The organism is Mycolicibacterium sp. XJ662 (assembly GCF_053484035.1).
Genome location: NZ_JBEFTL010000016.1, coordinates 1 through 17,010 on the forward strand (window position 1 = coordinate 1; position 17,010 = coordinate 17,010).

At 63.3% G+C, this 17,010-nt stretch carries 18 protein-coding genes and 1 rRNA gene; 2 read left to right on the top strand and 17 right to left on the bottom strand.

What is annotated here, in order from left to right:
- Together ABQE93_RS26015 and murA are read right to left on the bottom strand one after the other, a co-directional pair.
- A 16S ribosomal RNA gene (locus ABQE93_RS26015) occupies window positions 1-260 on the bottom strand; the annotation flags it as partial.
- A gap of 271 nt (window positions 261-531) precedes the next feature.
- Window positions 532-1,788 (bottom strand): UDP-N-acetylglucosamine 1-carboxyvinyltransferase, encoded by a 1,257-nt coding sequence (gene murA / locus ABQE93_RS26020; protein WP_003406845.1) that lies wholly within the window; start codon window positions 1,786-1,788, stop codon window positions 532-534.
- Between the two features lie 68 nt (window positions 1,789-1,856).
- Here murA and ABQE93_RS26025 point away from each other — a divergent pair, with 68 nt between their 5' ends.
- Together ABQE93_RS26025 and ABQE93_RS26030 are read left to right on the top strand one after the other, a co-directional pair.
- Entirely contained in the window at window positions 1,857-2,438 is a 582-nt protein-coding gene (locus tag ABQE93_RS26025) for a cob(I)yrinic acid a,c-diamide adenosyltransferase (RefSeq protein WP_003406839.1), read from the top strand.
- Between the two features lie 165 nt (window positions 2,439-2,603).
- Window positions 2,604-3,938: an ISL3-like element IS1557 family transposase gene (locus ABQE93_RS26030; RefSeq protein ID WP_003900311.1), complete on the top strand. Its 1,335-nt coding sequence runs from the start codon at window positions 2,604-2,606 to the stop codon at window positions 3,936-3,938.
- A gap of 39 nt (window positions 3,939-3,977) precedes the next feature.
- Here the strand turns inward: ABQE93_RS26030 and ABQE93_RS26035 are convergent, their stop codons facing one another.
- The 15 genes from ABQE93_RS26035 to rpmE all read right to left on the bottom strand — a co-directional run bounded on the left by ABQE93_RS26035 (window position 3,978) and on the right by rpmE (window position 16,946).
- The gene (locus tag ABQE93_RS26035) at window positions 3,978-4,421 is read right to left on the bottom strand and encodes a DUF2550 domain-containing protein (RefSeq protein ID WP_003406722.1); all 444 of its coding nucleotides are present in this window, start codon (window positions 4,419-4,421) and stop codon (window positions 3,978-3,980) included.
- Between the two features lie 7 nt (window positions 4,422-4,428).
- Window positions 4,429-4,794, bottom strand: a complete 366-nt coding sequence (locus ABQE93_RS26040; RefSeq protein WP_003406708.1) for a F0F1 ATP synthase subunit epsilon — start codon at window positions 4,792-4,794, stop codon at window positions 4,429-4,431.
- Window positions 4,795-4,807: 13 nt separating this feature from the next.
- The gene (gene atpD, locus ABQE93_RS26045; protein WP_003406701.1) at window positions 4,808-6,268 is read right to left on the bottom strand and encodes a F0F1 ATP synthase subunit beta; all 1,461 of its coding nucleotides are present in this window, start codon (window positions 6,266-6,268) and stop codon (window positions 4,808-4,810) included.
- 39 nt (window positions 6,269-6,307) lie between these two features.
- Entirely contained in the window at window positions 6,308-7,225 is a 918-nt protein-coding gene (locus ABQE93_RS26050; protein WP_003898819.1) for a F0F1 ATP synthase subunit gamma, read from the bottom strand.
- Between the two features lie 6 nt (window positions 7,226-7,231).
- Entirely contained in the window at window positions 7,232-8,881 is a 1,650-nt protein-coding gene (atpA, locus tag ABQE93_RS26055) for a F0F1 ATP synthase subunit alpha (RefSeq protein WP_003406699.1), read from the bottom strand.
- 44 nt (window positions 8,882-8,925) lie between these two features.
- A complete protein-coding gene (locus ABQE93_RS26060; protein ID WP_003406697.1) occupies window positions 8,926-10,266 on the bottom strand; it encodes a F0F1 ATP synthase subunit B/delta in 1,341 nt (446 codons plus the stop codon).
- Between the two features lie 6 nt (window positions 10,267-10,272).
- Window positions 10,273-10,788 carry a F0F1 ATP synthase subunit B gene (locus tag ABQE93_RS26065; protein ID WP_003898818.1) on the bottom strand — a complete coding sequence of 172 codons (516 nt, stop codon included), beginning with the start codon at window positions 10,786-10,788 and terminating at the stop codon, window positions 10,273-10,275.
- A 30-nt stretch (window positions 10,789-10,818) separates the two neighbouring features.
- On the bottom strand, window positions 10,819-11,064 hold the full coding sequence (locus tag ABQE93_RS26070; RefSeq protein WP_003406686.1) for a F0F1 ATP synthase subunit C: 246 nt from the start codon (window positions 11,062-11,064) through the stop codon (window positions 10,819-10,821).
- A gap of 48 nt (window positions 11,065-11,112) precedes the next feature.
- The gene (gene atpB / locus ABQE93_RS26075; protein ID WP_003406681.1) at window positions 11,113-11,865 is read right to left on the bottom strand and encodes a F0F1 ATP synthase subunit A; all 753 of its coding nucleotides are present in this window, start codon (window positions 11,863-11,865) and stop codon (window positions 11,113-11,115) included.
- A complete protein-coding gene (locus ABQE93_RS26080; protein WP_003406680.1) occupies window positions 11,858-12,343 on the bottom strand; it encodes an ATP synthase subunit I in 486 nt (161 codons plus the stop codon). Before ABQE93_RS26080 ends, atpB begins: the two co-directional genes overlap by 8 nt.
- Before the next feature lie 256 nt (window positions 12,344-12,599).
- The gene (gene rfe / locus ABQE93_RS26085; RefSeq protein ID WP_003898816.1) at window positions 12,600-13,814 is read right to left on the bottom strand and encodes a UDP-N-acetylglucosamine--decaprenyl-phosphate N-acetylglucosaminephosphotransferase; all 1,215 of its coding nucleotides are present in this window, start codon (window positions 13,812-13,814) and stop codon (window positions 12,600-12,602) included.
- A gap of 83 nt (window positions 13,815-13,897) precedes the next feature.
- Window positions 13,898-14,551 carry an L-threonylcarbamoyladenylate synthase gene (locus tag ABQE93_RS26090; protein ID WP_003898815.1) on the bottom strand — a complete coding sequence of 218 codons (654 nt, stop codon included), beginning with the start codon at window positions 14,549-14,551 and terminating at the stop codon, window positions 13,898-13,900.
- Between the two features lie 15 nt (window positions 14,552-14,566).
- Window positions 14,567-15,481: a peptide chain release factor N(5)-glutamine methyltransferase gene (gene prmC / locus ABQE93_RS26095; RefSeq protein WP_003917449.1), complete on the bottom strand. Its 915-nt coding sequence runs from the start codon at window positions 15,479-15,481 to the stop codon at window positions 14,567-14,569.
- Between the two features lie 59 nt (window positions 15,482-15,540).
- On the bottom strand, window positions 15,541-16,614 hold the full coding sequence (gene prfA, locus ABQE93_RS26100) for a peptide chain release factor 1 (protein WP_003406670.1): 1,074 nt from the start codon (window positions 16,612-16,614) through the stop codon (window positions 15,541-15,543).
- A gap of 89 nt (window positions 16,615-16,703) precedes the next feature.
- Window positions 16,704-16,946: a 50S ribosomal protein L31 gene (gene rpmE / locus ABQE93_RS26105; protein WP_003406668.1), complete on the bottom strand. Its 243-nt coding sequence runs from the start codon at window positions 16,944-16,946 to the stop codon at window positions 16,704-16,706.
- Between the last annotated feature and the right edge of the window lie 64 nt (window positions 16,947-17,010).

Genomic DNA, 17,010 nt, shown 5'->3' on the forward strand with positions numbered 1-17,010 from the left:
GTCACCCCACCAACAAGCTGATAGGCCGCGGGCTCATCCCACACCGCTAAAGCGCTTTCCACCACAAGACATGCATCCCGTGGTCCTATCCGGTATTAGACCCAGTTTCCCAGGCTTATCCCGAAGTGCAGGGCAGATCACCCACGTGTTACTCACCCGTTCGCCACTCGAGTATCTCCGAAGAGACCTTTCCGTTCGACTTGCATGTGTTAAGCACGCCGCCAGCGTTCGTCCTGAGCCAGGATCAAACTCTCCAAACAAAACCCAAACACTCCCTTTGGAAAAGGGAGCCAAAGGTATTTAGAAATATCCTGACAAAACAAACGGCCACGCCCCCGACAACGGGGCATCAAGAGCATGGCCAAAAATAACAACAAAAATGTGAAACCACCAAACACACTATTGAGTTCTCAAACAACACGCTTGCTTGTTTCCGCCCGCTTCGGGGCAACCCTGCCAGTCTAATACAAATCCGGCAATGGAGTCAAGACCAGGTTCGGTCATCCATAGATATCCATAGGTGACCGTCGCCTAACAGCATACCCGTTCGATCTCGGCACCGAGACTCACCAGGTTCTCCACGAACAACGGATATCCGCGATCGATGTGGAATACATCGTGGACCTCGGTGTCGCCGTCGGCAACGAGCCCCGCCAGCACCAAGCCGGCCCCGGCACGGATGTCCGAACACCACACCGGAGCGCTCGACAGCTGCGGGAGGCCCCGCACCACGGCGTGGTGCCCGTCGGTCCGAGCGTCTGCACCGAGCCGGATCATCTCTTCAACGAAGCGGAACCGCGCCTCGAACACGTTCTCCGTGATCATCGATGTGCCGTCGGCGATCGACGCCAAAGCGATAGCCATCGGCTGCAGATCCGTGGGAAACCCGGGGAACGGCAAGGTCGCAACGTTGACAGCCTTCGGACGCTCGTACTGGGTCACCCGGAAGCTGGCGTCAGTCTGGGTGACGGTTGCGCCCGCGTCGTGCAATTTGTGCAGCACCAGCTGCAGATGCGCCGGGTCTACGCCCGCCACTGATATATCACCACGGGTCATTGCGGCAGCGATGCCCCATGTGGCGGCAACGATACGGTCTCCGATCACCCGGTGCTCGGTTGGATGCAGCCGCGGGACACCGGTGATGGTCATTGTCGGCGAACCCGCACCTTCGACCTGTGCGCCCATCTGGTTCAACATCGTGCACAAGTCGACGACGTCGGGTTCTCGAGCCGCATTGTGAATAGTGGTGACTCCCTCGGCCACCACGGCGGCCATCAAGATGTTCTCGGTGGCTCCCACCGAGGGGAACTCCAACTGAATCTCCGCACCGCGCAACGTTTCCGCTCGGGCTACCACGCAGCCGTGCTCGATGTTGCAGTGGGCACCCAATTGCCGTAGGCCCGCCTGGTGCATATCCAACGGACGCGACCCGATCGCGTCACCGCCCGGCAGCGCGACCCTGGCCCGTTTGCACCGCCCGACCAGCGGTCCCAGCACACAGACCGAGGCGCGGAATTGCCGCACCGCAGCGAAGTCGGCATCGTACTTCGGCTCGTCAGGTGCGGTGATCCGGGCCACGTCACCGTCGAGTTCGACGGTGGCGCCCAGACCACGCAGTACCTCCGCCATCAGCGGCACATCGAGGATGTCGGGACAGTTGGTGATCGTGCTGGTGCCCTCGGCCAACAACGTCGCAGCCATGAGCTTGAGCACGCTGTTCTTGGCGCCGCCGACGGCCACTTCGCCTGATAACCGGTTGCCCCCAGTCACGACGAAACGCTCGGCCACCCGGTCAGTGTAGTAAAGGGGTTTTGCCTTGTCAGTGAGCCAAGCCAGTCAGCGAGTACCGTTTGCTCATGGCAGTCCACCTGACCCGCATCTATACCCGAACCGGCGATGACGGAACGACGGGATTGAGCGATATGTCCCGTGTCGCCAAAACCGACGCCCGACTGGTGGCATACGCGGATTGCGACGAGGCCAACGCCGCGATCGGGGCCGCCCTGGCGCTGGGCCACCCGGACACTCAAATCACGGATGTGCTGCGGCAGATCCAGAACGACTTGTTCGATGCCGGTGCGGATCTGTCGACTCCGATAGTGGAAAACCCGAAGCACCCTCCGCTGCGAATCGCACAGTCCTATATCGATCGGCTCGAAGGGTGGTGCGACGCATACAACGCGGGCCTGCCTGCACTAAAATCCTTTGTACTACCTGGTGGTTCACCGCTGTCGGCGCTGTTGCACGTCGCTCGCACCGTCGTTCGCCGGGCCGAGCGATCCGCGTGGGCCGCGGTCGACGCTCACCCGGAAGGCGTCAGCGTACTGCCGGCGAAATACCTGAACCGGCTGTCGGATCTGCTGTTCATCCTGTCGCGGGTAGCCAATCCCGACGGTGACGTGCTGTGGCGGCCCGGTGGTGATAGGACGGCGAGCTAGCGGCACCTTCCGCGTGCGAGCAGACGCGAAAGCCCCCAATACCCACGGTTTTTGGGCTCTTCTGACACTTCCGTGGGTGAGTTTGTGTCCTGAGTAGGCGCACGTCGTTGTGGCTTAAGGTTTCTGGCTTGTCAAGGATCAGAAACACAAGGAGCCGACAACGACGTGCGCAATGTGAGGCTATTTCGTGCGCTGCTGGGTGTCGACAAGCGCACCGTGATTGAGGACATCGAATTCGAGGAGGATGACGCCGGAGACGGTGCGCGGGTGATCGCCCGGGTGCGGCCACGAAGTGCAGTGTTGCGCCGCTGTGGTCGCTGCGGTCGCAAGGCGTCCTGGTATGACCGCGGTGCGGGCCTGCGCCAATGGCGCAGTCTGGATTGGGGCACCGTCGAGGTGTTCTTGGAGGCCGAGGCGCCGCGGGTGAACTGCCCCACCCATGGGCCGACGGTGGTGGCGGTGCCGTGGGCGCGTCATCATGCCGGGCACACGTATGCTTTCGATGACACGGTGGCCTGGCTGGCGGTGGCGTGTTCGAAGACCGCGGTGTGCGAGTTGATGCGGATCGCCTGGCGCACCGTCGGGGCGATCGTGGCCCGGGTCTGGGCCGACACCGAAAAGCGCATTGACCGGTTCGCGAACTTGCGCCGCATCGGTATCGATGAGATCTCCTACAAGCGCCACCACCGGTACCTGACGGTGGTCGTCGATCACGACAGCGGCCGGTTGGTGTGGGCCGCCCCGGGCCACGACAAGGCCACCCTGGGCTTGTTCTTCGATGCCCTGGGCGCTGAGCGGGCCGCCCAGATTACTCACGTTTCGGCCGATGCCGCGGACTGGATCGCTGACGTGGTCACCGAGCGCTGCCCGGATGCGATTCAATGCGCCGATCCGTTTCATGTGGTGGCCTGGGCCACCGAGGCGCTCGACGTCGAGCGGCGCCGAGCCTGGAACGACGCACGGGCGATCGCGCGCACCGAACCCAAGTGGGGCCGGGGCCGGCCCGGTAAGAACGCCGCACCACGTCCGGGCCGCGAGCGGGCACGGCGGCTCAAGGGCGCCCGCTACGCGCTGTGGAAGAACCCCGAGGACCTCACCGAACGCCAAAGCGCCAAACTGGCCTGGATCGCCAAGACCGATCCCCGTCTGTATCGCGCCTACCTGCTCAAAGAGAGCCTTCGGCATGTGTTTTCGGTCAAGGGCGAGGAAGGTAAACAGGCCCTGGACCGGTGGATCTCCTGGGCCCAGCGCTGTCGCATCCCGGTATTCGTCGAGCTTGCCGCCCGCATCAAACGCCACCGGGTGGCCATCGACGCCGCCCTCGACCACGGCCTATCCCAAGGCCTGATCGAATCCACCAACACCAAGATCCGCCTACTGACCCGGATCGCGTTCGGATTCCGCTCACCACAAGCCCTCATCGCCCTAGCCATGCTCACCCTCGCCGGCCACCGCCCCACCCGGCCAGGCCGACACAACCACCCACAGATCAGTCAGTAGAGCCCGAAATGGGGGCTTTTGCGTCTGCTGACCAGTGCGTCACATACTACGGCGGCGCGCGCGCGGCGACGGCCGGGACTCCAACCACGACAGAAATGCGGTCAACGCGCCCCTGTCGAGCGCGATCTCGTAACCTACCCTTCGGTCCTGGGTGCTGTCGCACAGTTCCACAACGACAATCTCGTCGGTCATGATGTCGAATTCGTCGCCACGGGGCGCGCGCCGGGAAATGATCTCCACACCCCGTCTACTGAGCCGGCGATCCGGCCACAAGCGCAGACTAGAAAGCCGGTAGAACGCGGCTTCGCCGCCGCGATAGCGGATTACGCCGTGGCGCCAGCCGTGACCTCCAACCGCAGGGATGTCCCGCATGATCCCAGCCGTTCCCCCCTGGCGCAGCTTCCACAGACGATAACTCAGTGCGAGAACGGCCAACCCCAGGACAACGACGAGCACGACCATGCCGATCATGGGCGCGCTCATCGGCGGGTTAGTCGATCGCGCCGACGGCGCGCAATCTGGCGCGGCCCCTGGCAGCGATGCGGGGATCGTCGGATTCGGAATCCTGCTTGGCGGCGGCCTCGTCGATCTCCGACTCGAACTCGGCAGATTCGGCGAGAATGCTGACGCCCTCCTCGGTCACCGACAGGAACCCGCCGTCGACCGCGATCCTCAGGTCCTTTTCTCCCTCCCGCTCGACCCGCACCATGGCGTCATCGACCAATTGGGCCACCAACGGAATGTGGCGGGGCAGGATGCCGATCTCACCGACGGTGGTGCGGGTGAACAGAAACTTCGCCGTACCCGACCAGATGTTCCGGTCGACGGCGACGATCTCAACGTTCAATTCGGCCATGCCACAACTCCCGTCACAGCTTGGCGCCGAGACTCTCGGCTTTCTTGGCCAGGTCATCAAGGCCACCGATCAAGAAGAAGGCCTGTTCGGGTACGTGATCGAAATCGCCCTTGCACAAGCGGTCGAACGCTTCAATGGTCTCCTTCACCGGGACGGTCGAACCCGGCTGGCCGGTGAACTGTTCGGCTGCCATCATGTTCTGCGATAGGAACCGCTCGATACGCCGGGCGCGGTTCACCAGCTGCTTGTCCTCCTCCGACAACTCGTCGATACCGAGGATCGCGATAATGTCCTGAAGGTCCTTGTAACGCTGCAGGATCCGGATGACTTCCTGGGCCACGCGGTAGTGCTCATCCCCGACAACGCTGGGGTCCAGGATGGTCGAGCTGGACGCCAGCGGGTCCACGGCGGGGAAGATGCCCTTGGAGAACACCGCACGGGATAGCTCGGTCGTGGCGTCCAGGTGGGCGAACGTGGTCGCCGGCGCTGGGTCGGTGTAGTCGTCGGCGGGCACGTAGACGGCTTGCATCGACGTGATCGAGCGTCCCCGCGTCGAGGTGATGCGCTCCTGCAGCTCGCCCATCTCGTCGGCCAGCGTGGGCTGGTATCCCACGGCCGACGGCATCCGGCCGAGAAGCGTCGACACTTCCGACCCAGCCTGGGTGAACCGGAAGATGTTGTCGATGAACAGCAATACGTCTTGACCCTGCTCGTCACGGAACCACTCCGCCATCGTCAGCGCAGACAGCGCAACACGCATACGGGTGCCCGGCGGCTCGTCCATCTGTCCGAATACCAGCGCGGTGTCCTTGAGCACGTTGGCTTCGGCAAGCTCGACCCACAGATCGTTGCCCTCGCGGGTGCGCTCGCCCACTCCGGCGAACACCGACGTACCACCGAAGTTACGGGCGATGCGGTTGATCATCTCCTGAATCAGCACCGTCTTGCCCACCCCGGCACCGCCGAACAGTGCGATCTTGCCGCCACGAACATACGGAGTCAGCAGGTCGACCACCTTCAGACCGGTCTCGAGCATCTCGGTCCGAGGCTCCAGCTCCTCGAACGCCGGCGGCTTGCGGTGAATCGACCAGTGTTCGAATTTTTCGCCATATCCCGGCTCGTCCAGGCAATCTCCCAGCGCATTGAAGACGTGGCCCTTCACACCCTCACCGACCGGCACCGAGATCGACCTCCCGGTGTCGATCACCTCGACGCCGCGCACCAAGCCGTCGGTCGGCTGCAGCGAGATGGTGCGCACCAGGTTGTCGCCGAGGTGCTGCGCCACCTCCAAGGTGAGGGTTTTCGCCAGCGACTCGAAGGTGATCTCAGCGTGCAGTGCATTGAACAGCTCGGGGATGGAACCGCGAGGAAACTCGACGTCGACGACGGGCCCAGTGACCCGTACCACGCGGCCGCTGGTGTCGGAGCTTCCCGGCTTTCCCGGCCGGTCGGTCTTTTCGGCAGTGGTAGTCATATCTTCTTCGCTTCCTCGTGGGGCTAACCTAGCTTGGGCCTAGCGGGCTTCGGCGAGCGCATTTGCGCCACCGACGATTTCACTAATCTCCTGGGTGATCTGGGCCTGCCGCTCGCGGTTTGCCATCAGCGTCAGGGCCTTGATGAGGTCATCGGCGTTGTCGGTGGCCGACTTCATCGCACGTTGCCGCGAGGCAAGCTCCGACGCCGCGGACTCCAGCAGCGCCGCGTACACCCGGGTAGTCAGGTAGCGCGGCAACAATGACTCGAACAGCATCGTCGCGTCGGGCTCGAACGAGTACAGCGTGCGCGGTCCGATGTCTTCCTCGACGTACTCCACCACCATGGGGGCGATCCGGTGAGCCTCCGCCGATTGCGACAGCATCGACTTGAACTCGGTGTAAACGATGTGCAGTTCGTCGACGCCCTCGCCGCTGTCGGACCGTTGATCCTCGCCGTTGTCGGTGCCGAGCAGGAACGCATCCACTAAGGTCGAAGCGATCTCGGCGGCGTTCTCGTACGTGGGTTGCTCGGAGAAACCCATCCACGACTCGGTGATGTTCCAGTTCCGAAAACTGTAGTAGTTCTGCGCCTTACGGCCCACCACATACAGCACCGGCTGCTTTCCGGCCTCCCTCAGCAGGGAGAACAGCTCCTCGGAGCGACGGAAAATATTGGCGTTGTATGCGCCGCACAAACCACGATCGGACGACACCACCAGCACGCCGGCTCGTTTCGGCTCCGGGCGCTCGACGAGCAACGGATGGTCCAGTGCGGCTTCAGCGGCCAGGGTGGTAAGCATCCGGGTGATCTCAAAAGCGTAGGGCCGAGCGGACTCGAGCCGAGCCTGCGCCCTGGCGATGCGCGATGTCGCAATCAGCTCCTGGGCCTTGGTGATCTTTTTGATCGACCCTGCCGAGCGGATCCGCCCGCGTAGTTCGCGAAGTGTGGCAGCCATGGTTAGCTATTTCTTCTTCTTCGGCGCCGGCTTTTTGACCTTCACGGCTTCCTTGGCGAGCTTATCCTCGTCGAGGGCCTCGACATGTTCGTCGGGCACCACAGAGCCGCCACCGGTGGCCGCGAAGCCCTTCTTGAAGTTCTTGATGACCTCGGTGAGCTTGTCGGCGGCCTCCTCGGTGAGCTTTTGGCTGTCCCGGATCTCAGTCAAAATCTCTTCTTCGGAGGCCCGCATGTGGTCCAGTAATTCGGTTTCGAACCGCCGGACGTCCTCGACGGGCACCGAGTCCAGGTGACCGCCGGTGCCCAGGAAGATCGAAACCACTTGCTCCTCAACGGGCATGGGCTGGGATTGCGGCTGCTTGAGCAGCTCGACCAGCCGGGCGCCGCGCTCCAACTGCGCCTTCGATGCGGCGTCCAAATCAGAAGCGAAAGCGGCGAAAGCTTCTAGCTCGCGGTATTGCGAAAGGTCCAAGCGGAGGCTTCCGGCGACCTCTTTCATAGCCTTGATCTGCGCCGCGCCGCCGACTCGGGACACCGACACACCGACGTTGATGGCCGGCCGGACGCCCTGGTTGAACAGGTCGGTTTCCAGGAAACATTGCCCGTCGGTGATCGAGATGACGTTGGTCGGGATGTAGGCCGAGATGTCGTTGGCCTTGGTCTCGATGATCGGCAGACCCGTTAGCGAGCCGCCACCGAGATCGTCGGACAGTTTGGCGCAGCGCTCCAAAAGCCGCGAATGCAGATAGAACACATCGCCGGGGTAGGCCTCACGGCCGGGCGGACGGCGCAGCAGCAGCGAGATCGCCCGGTATGCCTCGGCCTGCTTAGTCAGGTCGTCGAAGATGATCAGCACATGCTTGCCCTCGTACATCCAGTGCTGGGCGATCGCCGAACCGGTGTACGGCGCAAGCCATTTGAAACCGGCGGACTCCGACGCCGCGGCCGCGACGATGGTGGTGTAGTCCATCGCACCGCCCTCTTCCAGTGTGCGGCGTACCGCGGCGATGGTAGTTCCCTTCTGCCCGATGGCCACGTATACACAGCGCACCTGCTTCTTGGGATCACCGGACTCCCAGTTCTGCCGCTGGTTGAGGATGGTGTCGACGCAGACGGCGGTTTTGCCGGTCTTGCGGTCGCCGATGATCAGCTGGCGCTGGCCGCGGCCGATCGGGGTCATCGCGTCAATCGCCTTGATCCCGGTCTGCAACGGCTCCTTCACGCCTTGCCGGTGCACCACCGAGGGCGCCTGGAGCTCCAGCGCGCGCCGAGTATCGGAGTCGACGTCTCCGCGCCCGTCGATCGGCTGGCCGAGCGGGTTAACCACCCGCCCCAAAAACCCGTCGCCAACCGGAACCGATAAGACTTCGCCGGTGCGCTTGACCTGCTGACCTTCTTCGATGTTCTCGAAGTCACCGAGGATCACCGCGCCGACGCTGTGCTCGTCGAGGTTGAGGGCGACGCCGAGGATTCCGCCCGGGAATTCGAGCAGCTCTTGGGTCATCACCGATGGCAAACCCTCGACGTGTGCGATGCCGTCCCCGGCATCGACGACGGTACCGACTTCCTCTCTACTGGTGTCGGCGGTGAAAGAGCTTACGTACTCTTCGATTGCGCTCTGGATGTCATCAGCGGGGATTGTCAACTCAGCCATAGCTTTTCGTCTTCCTACTTCGGTTTGTGCTGACTAGTTCGGGTTCAGTCGGGCAGTCGTGCCTCGGCCGCAGCTAGACGAGACGAGAGCGTACCGTCGATCACTTCGTCACCGACCGCGATGGACAATCCGCCCAGCAGCGCGGCGTCGATATGCAGCTGCACGGTCACGGGGTGACCGTAGATACGGCTCAGCACTTCGGTGAGGCGAGTGCGCTGAGCATCGCTGAGCTCGGCCGCCGCGCCGACCTGCGCGACGATTTCGCCGCGGCGAGCCACCGCAACTTCGGCCAGGAACAGCACCGCTTCCTCAACTGCCTGACCCCGCAGCAGCTCGACGGTGTGAGACAACAGCGCGACCACGACCGGGTTGACGGTACTGTCGGCACGCTCAAGCACCTTGCGCAGCAACCGGACTCGGCCTTCGGCCGGAACGGCACAGTCACCCAACAGGATGGCAAGCCGGGGCTGCACGTCGAGAATGCGGGAAAACCGGAATAACTGGTCTTCCACCTCGTCGACCTGACCCGCACGTTCGGCGAGTTCTAACAGCGCCTGCCGCGACACGTGTTCGATCGCATCGATCAAATCGGAATTGGCCGACCAGCGCTTCGATACGGCTGTGCGCAACACCTCGAGCGTTGGCGCGCCGACCTTGCCGGACACCAGCCGTTCGATCAGCCGGATCCTGGGCGTCGCATCTTCGGCTGGCACGGTGAGATAGCGGGTGACGACGGCCTCGCGGTCCAGCAGTCTTGCTACCGACACCAGCTCGCCGGCGAGGGTGGTCAGACCTTGATGGTCGAGGTCCTGGGCCATGGTGCCGAACCAATCCACCAGGCTGGTTAATGCCCTCCGGCTGGCTGAGCGCATCTTGGCCAGCAGTGGGTAATCGACATCGGCCGTAGCCGGCGCCATCGCATCGAGCTGATCCAGGAAGCGGTCGACGGTGGCCGATTGTTGTGCCTGATCGGCCACGTGATTGCGTACCAATTCCCTTGCCTGGCGCACCGATTCGTGACCGAGCTCGAGGCGAAGCTGACGGGTCAGCTGTGCCCGGATGAGGTCGACCTGACGGGCACCCTGCATTTTGATGCGCTCCGCCTCGACGTCGGCCTGGGCCTCTAGTTGTTCTGCGATGCGTTCGGCATCTGTCCTGGCCTCTTCCACAACACGGTGCGCTTCCGACTTGGCGTCTTCCAGCGCCTTCGTGTGAGCTTGACTCGCCTCCGCCAGCCGGTCGGCGGCCGCCGCCGCATCCGCCAGCTGTTGGCGCACCGTGTCCTGCCGTGCGGACATCAAACGCCCTACGAGCGGCACGATAAATCGCCACACCAGATAAACGATGACCGCGAACCCGAACAGCTGTCCGATAAACGTCGACATTCGTGGTTACCTCGTCGCGGCTGAAGCGGTGAGGTCAACACCGAGAATTCGACTGGCCAGAGTCGCCGACATGGTGCCCACGTGGGCACGCAGATCGAGTTCCACGGCGTCCCTCTCCCGCTTCAATTGCTCATGGGCGGTCTGCAACGTCGATGCCACCTGTTGTTCGGCCCGGACGCGTGCGTCCTCGATGACTTTACGGCCATCTGCCCGGGCATTGTCGCGCAAGGACGACGCCTGGACTCGGGCTTCCGTCATGGCTTCGTCGTAATCGGCCTGTGCGGCGGCGAACTGCTCGTCCGACTTCTTGTTGTCGGCCAGCGTTTTGGCGACCATAGCGTCACGTTCCCGCAAGACCTTCAAGATCGGCGGCACCACGAAAGTGCCAATGACAGCGAGCACCACCAGGAAGATGGCCAGCACAACGAAAAACGTGCCGTTGGGAATGAGGAAGTTGCTGGACTCGCCGCCTTCCTCTGCCGCCTGACTGGCGGCCAGGACAATCGCGCTCACTTCACCCATTGCTACCTATTGCAACCATTTGCCGTCGAATTACTTGACGGGTGTAGCGAAGACGAACAGCGCCATAAACGCCAGGTTGATGAAGTATGCCGCCTCAACCAAACCGACGGTGATGAAGAACGGTGTGAACAGCCGCCCTTGCGCCTCGGGTTGCCGGGCGACACCGGAGATAAGCGCGTTACCGGCGACACCGTCACCGATACCGGCGCCGATGGCGCCACCGGCCATGATCAGTCCACCGCCGATGAGGGCGCCGGCAGCGATAGTGGGGTCCATTTCCTTATCCTCCTTGATGGCTCTGGTAGCCGTTACCAGCATCCGGTACTAGTGGTGTTCCTCTTCGAGCTCCATCGCTTGGCTGAAGTACAAAATTGTCAGCAGCGCAAAAATGAAGGCCTGGATTGCGCCGACGAACAGGTCAAATGCTTTCCAGATCGCATTGGGCGCCCACATGATGTAGGGGGGAAAGAGCGCGATCAGTGCGACCAGAATGCCGCCGGCGAAAATGTTGCCGAAAAGTCGGAGCGACAACGAGATTGGCTTGGCGACTTCTTCGACAAGGTTGATCGGCGCGAGGAGCGTCACGTGCCCTTTCAGCAACTTGATCGGGTGTCCGACAATACCGCGCCGCCAAATACCGGCCGTGTGGTAGCAGACGAACACGAAAAGCGCCAGCGCCAGCACGTAATTGATGTCCGCTGCTGCCGATTTGAGCAACTCGGTGGTGTGCCCGTGTTTATCGGTGTACTGCACCGGGAGGACTGCCAGCCAGTTGGAGATCAGGATGAACACGAAGATGGTCACCGCCAGCGGCAGCACGAAGGGTGCGATCCGCATCCCGATGGCGCTTTCGACCTGATTGCGCATCTGAATGGTGATCGCCTCAAAAAACAACTGCACCCCGCCTGGCACATCCGTCGAAGTCACTTTGGCGCGCAGGTAAAAGGCCAACGCGATCACGATCAACCCGGCGATCGCCGTCGACAACACGGTGTCGGTGTTGACCGTCATACCGAGCCAGGTGGCCGTGTGGTGCTCGCCGACCTCGATTTGGGCGGCCAGGATGGTCTCAGTCATCGCTGGCGCTCCTTCCTTCCGATCCCCCGGTCTGGCCATTGGAAGAATAAGTTGCGACCGGTTCCTCGGTCGCAGTGCGCAGCTTCTTCAGGACCGGCAGGGCCGTCGTTGCCACCAGCAGCACCTGGAAGAATGCCAGCCCGAACACGACGCCCAATCCAGCGGGCCGGAAAATGTAGGCGATGATCAGCCCGAGGATGGTGATAATCGCCAGTCGCGATGCCGAGTTGAGGGCCATCGACCGTTTTAACGGGTGCTCTTTGGCGGTGATCGACTCGGCCGAACGCCGCACCAGCAGGGCATTGAGCAAACCCAGCAGCAACCCGAGACCCAAGAACATCCCGACCGTCAGGTGACCGAACACGCCGGCGACCAACATCGCCACTGCGGCCAGTCCAACGTTGATGAAAAAAAGGCGAACCGGACGGAAAGCAACAGAGGGAAACACCAACGGCGCGTCCTGCGCTGGTGTCGTCACTGCGGCACCTCAATTCCGGGCTGATGGAGCGGAAACCACCCGATCGACTGATCGGTGGCCCGCCGAGCGTATCGCAGTCGTCGCACCGGAATCACCCAAGGGGTAGCTCCCTATGTCGGTCGTGAATCGGCGCGACCGGATACGCATCCGATGGGCCGGGGGCCGGCAACCCGCGAGGTCTCCTTCGGGGTTCTAGCCGCACCGTACCACAAGGTAGACACCACTACTACTCCTTGTCGTAGTTCTCGGCTCCGGGCTAGTCCAGGTCCGGGTCGTAGTAGTCGTCGCCGCGGCGCAACAGGGGGATCAGTGTCGCGACGCCGGCGACCACGATCGCGCCCAGCATCACCGCCGCGGTGTCGCGCGGGTTAAAGAAGATCGAGCTCGCGGCGCCGAAGGCAACGATGCCCACCCACAGGTAGATGATCAGGACCACGCGCCGATGGGAATGACCGATCTGCAGCAGCCGGTGATGCAGGTGCATTTTGTCCGGGCTAAACGCGCTGCGGCCGGCGCGGGTGCGACGGACGATCGCTAGCAGCAGGTCGAGCATTGGCACAAACATGACCGCCACCACCAGCAGGAACGGCGACAGCAAAGCAAATACATCACGAGCGCCGTAGGCGTTCTGCGAGATCGGCCCGGCCGCGGTGGTGGAAGCGGCGGCCAGCATCAGGCCGATCAGCATCGACCCGGAATCGCCCATGAAGATCTTGGCCCGGTGGAAGTTGTGTGGCAGAAAGCCCAGGCAGGCCCCGGCCAGGACCACCGAAATCACCGCCGGCGGGTAGTACAAAACGTCACCACCGTGGTCACGAAGCAAACCCACCGAGAACATGCAGATTGCCAGCGCCGTTATCAGGCCCAGGCCGGCGGCCAGCCCGTCGAGACCGTCGACAAAGTTCATCGCGTTGACGATCGAAACGGTCAGCGCCAGGGTAAGCAGGATCGAGGAAGCCTGGTCCAAGACGATAGTGCCCACACCACCCACCGGGATGTACAGGACACTCCAGGCGACACCCATGGTGACCAGAACGCTCGCCGCCGTGATCTGGCCGGCGAACTTCGTCAGTGCATCCAGACCCCAACGATCATCGATCAGGCCGATGCCCATGATCACCGCACCGGCCACCAGCACCGCGGGCATGCCGGTGGAATAGACGAACCCCCGGGTGAGTGCCGGAAGCTGGGAGGCAAGAAAGACGGCGCCGACAATGCCCAGGAACATCGCCAACCCACCCATCCGAGGGGTAGGCGTGACGTGCACATCTCGCTCCCGCGGGTAGGCGACGGCTCCCAGGCGACTGGCCAGCATCCGCACCGGACCGGTCGCAAAATAGGTGATGATCGCCGCGGTCAGCCCGACCAGCGCAAGCTCACGCAGCGGGACACCGGCGCCGCGATAGGACAGGGCGAGCAAGCCACCGGCAACGCCGGCCACATCGCTGGACACCTCGAGACCGTACTGCACCAACCTGAGAGCTGAACACTCGCCGAACGTGCAACAGCTGCGAACAATTGGCCGAATCTTCGCAGTGCGTGCACGTTCGGCGGCTAGCCGAACAAGCTGGCCGCGTCCACACCAAGTACCTCGGCGATCCGCTCGGTGCTGACCGGCCCCGGCCGCAGGACGCGTGGGGTGGCTCCGGTCAGATCGACGATCGTGGAGCCGGCCTGCTGTTCGGATGGACCCGCGTCGAGATAGACCGCGACGTGGTCGCCGAGTTGAGAGCGTGCCTGTTCGGCGTCGACCGGGGGTGGGTGGCCCGAGATGTTGGCGCTGGATACCGCCATCGGACCCACCTCACGCAACAACTCGATGGCGACCGGGTGCAGCGGCATTCGCAGCATCACGGTGCCATGGGCATCGCCAAGATCCCATTGCAGCGACGGCGCTTGCACGACCACCAGGCTGAGCGCGCCGGGCCAGAATGCGCGAATCAGTTCGCGGGCACCGTCGGGCATAGAGTAGACCAGCCCCTCGATCGTGTGCCAAGAGCCGACCAGCACACCTACCGGCATATCGCGACCCCGCCCCTTTGCCGACAGCAACGCGGCCACCGCGGAGCTGTCGAAGGCGTCGGCGCCGATCCCATACACCGTGTCCGTAGGCATCACCACCAGTTGGCCCGCCTTGATTGCCCCTACCGCAGAGACGATTCCACGCGAACGCTGCTCGGGGTCGGCGCAGTCGAACGTCTCAGTCAATGGCGCCGCTTCTCCTCATCGCTTCGCTCTGCATCGTCGCTGGCGCGGGTCAATGGCGCCGTTCTCCCCTGCAAGCGGGAGGTGCCCCCACCTCATCGCCGTCACAAACCTCGGCCGTCCGGCCAGATCTTTCCGGGCTTGTACGTCCACGAAAAGTTTTGTGCTGCTGACCAAATCGACAGTTGACGACGACGTGGTGTCGTCGTGTTCGACGGCGAACAGGCCACCGGGACGCAGCCAGCGCCCAGCAAGCCCGACGACCGCGGATATCACCGTCATCCCGTCGGGACCGCCGAACAACGCGTGATGCGGGTCATGTTGCGCTACTTCAGGTTCCAAAACAGCAGCATCAGGGATGTAGGGCGGGTTGGAAACCATCAGGTCGACTTGTCCGTCGAGTTCGGGGAGCAGGCAGGGCGTGGTGACGTCGGCACGCACCAACTCTACCGGGGTACCCGCCGCATTGCGGCGGGCATAGTCAAGGGCGCAGTCGGAGTCGTCAATGCCGATGATGCGGGCCTTTAGTCCAAGGTTGGCCCGGTGCTGGGCCAATGCGACCGCCAACGCGCCAGATCCCGTGCATGCGTCGACAATCAGCGGCCGCGCCGGCAGCGACTGCGCGGTGGCCCAGGCCAAAATGGCTTCGGTCTCCGGACGCGGTACAAACACACCCGGGCCGACATGCAGCACCACGGGCCCAAACGACACAGTCCCGATGAGATGCTGCAACGGCACCCGCCGCGCACGAGCGGTGACGATGTCGCGATAGCGCCCGAAGAACTCGTCGCCGGGCGGCTCGAACAGGGGTAGCCTACCGCGGTCTGTGCCCGCTAGGTGAGCGGCCAACTGCTCAGCGTCGCAACGCGCCGAGTCGACCCCCGCTTCGGCCAATAGCGCAGCAGCCAAGTCGATCGCCTGACGCAGGGTCATTGTGCCGCTCTCCCCCGCAAGCGGGAGGTTCCCCCACCGCATCGTCGCCGGCGCGGAGGTCATGATTGTCGCAACCGGGATTGCTTGTCCGCGGCGGACAGAGCGTCGAACAACGCGTCAAGATCGCCATCCAGCACCTGATCGAGATTGTGTGACTTGTAACCGATCCGGTGGTCGGTGATCCGGTTCTCCGGGAAGTTGTAGGTGCGAATGCGTTCACTACGGTCCACAGTGCGGATTTGGCTAGCCCGGTCGGCCGACGCGTCGGCCAGCGCCTGCTCCTCGGCCATTGCCTGCAACCGAGCGGCCAGCACCTGCAACGCACGCGTCTTGTTCTGCAGCTGCGACCGTTCGTTCTGACAGGTGACGACGATTCCAGTGGGCAGATGGGTGATACGCACCGCGGAGTCGGTGGTATTCACTCCCTGCCCGCCCTTGCCGGACGACCGGAAAACGTCGATACGCAGATCCGACTCGTCGATCTGCACTTGGCCGACTTCCTCGGGCTCCGGATAGACCAGCACACCCGCCGCCGAAGTATGCACGCGGCCTTGGGATTCCGTCACTGGGACCCGTTGTACGCGGTGCACCCCGCCCTCGAACTTCATGCGCGACCACACCCCGTCGGGGGTGTCGGCTTTGCTGGCAATCGCCAACGTCGCGTCCTTGTACCCACCCAGATCCGAGGTGGTCTCGTCCAACACCGTCACCGCCCAGCCGTGCCGCTCGGCGTAGCGGATATACATCCTGGCCAAATCGGCGGCGAACAACGCGGATTCTTCGCCCCCCTCGCCGGATTTGACTTCCAGCACAATGTCATCGGCATCGTGCGGGTCACGCGGTGCCAACATGTCAGTGAGTTGGGCATCCAGTTCGCCCACCCGAGCCTCCAATGCGGCAACCTCGGCGGCGAACGACTCGTCGGAAGCCACCAGCTCGCGCGCGGTCTCGAGGTCGTCGCGCGCGGACGTCAGCTTGCGGTGGGTTGCGACGATCGGGGCCAATCGGGCAAACCGGCGCCCGACTCTGCGCGCCTCGGCCGGATTGCTGTGCAGCGCGGGATCTGCCAGCGCAAGCTCGAGCTCGGCGTGTTCGGCGAGCAACACGTCAATCGTCTGCACTGGCTGCGTCATGTCAACCTTCTTCCCGCGAGCGCGGACCCTAACGCGAACCGACGCCCGTCCTGTACCGCTGGTGCACAGTTCGGGCGTCGGTAAGCCAGCTATTTGCCGGTTGAAACCGCCTTGTCAGCTCCGACCTTGCGCTTGCCGTACCGCTTCTCGAAGCGAGCCACCCGGCCGCCGCTGTCGAGGATCTTCTGCTTGCCGGTGTAGAACGGATGACACTGCGAACAAACCTCAACCACAATACGACCTCCCGGCTTGGTGCTACGCGTCTGGAAGGTATTGCCGCATCCGCAGACCACGGTGGTCTCCTCATATGCCGGATGAATGTCAGATTTCATGCTGCCCTCTGTGATCGGTGGCCGCCCGTCGTGGCGTGCCGAGAACCTGGTCCGGTTCCAACTC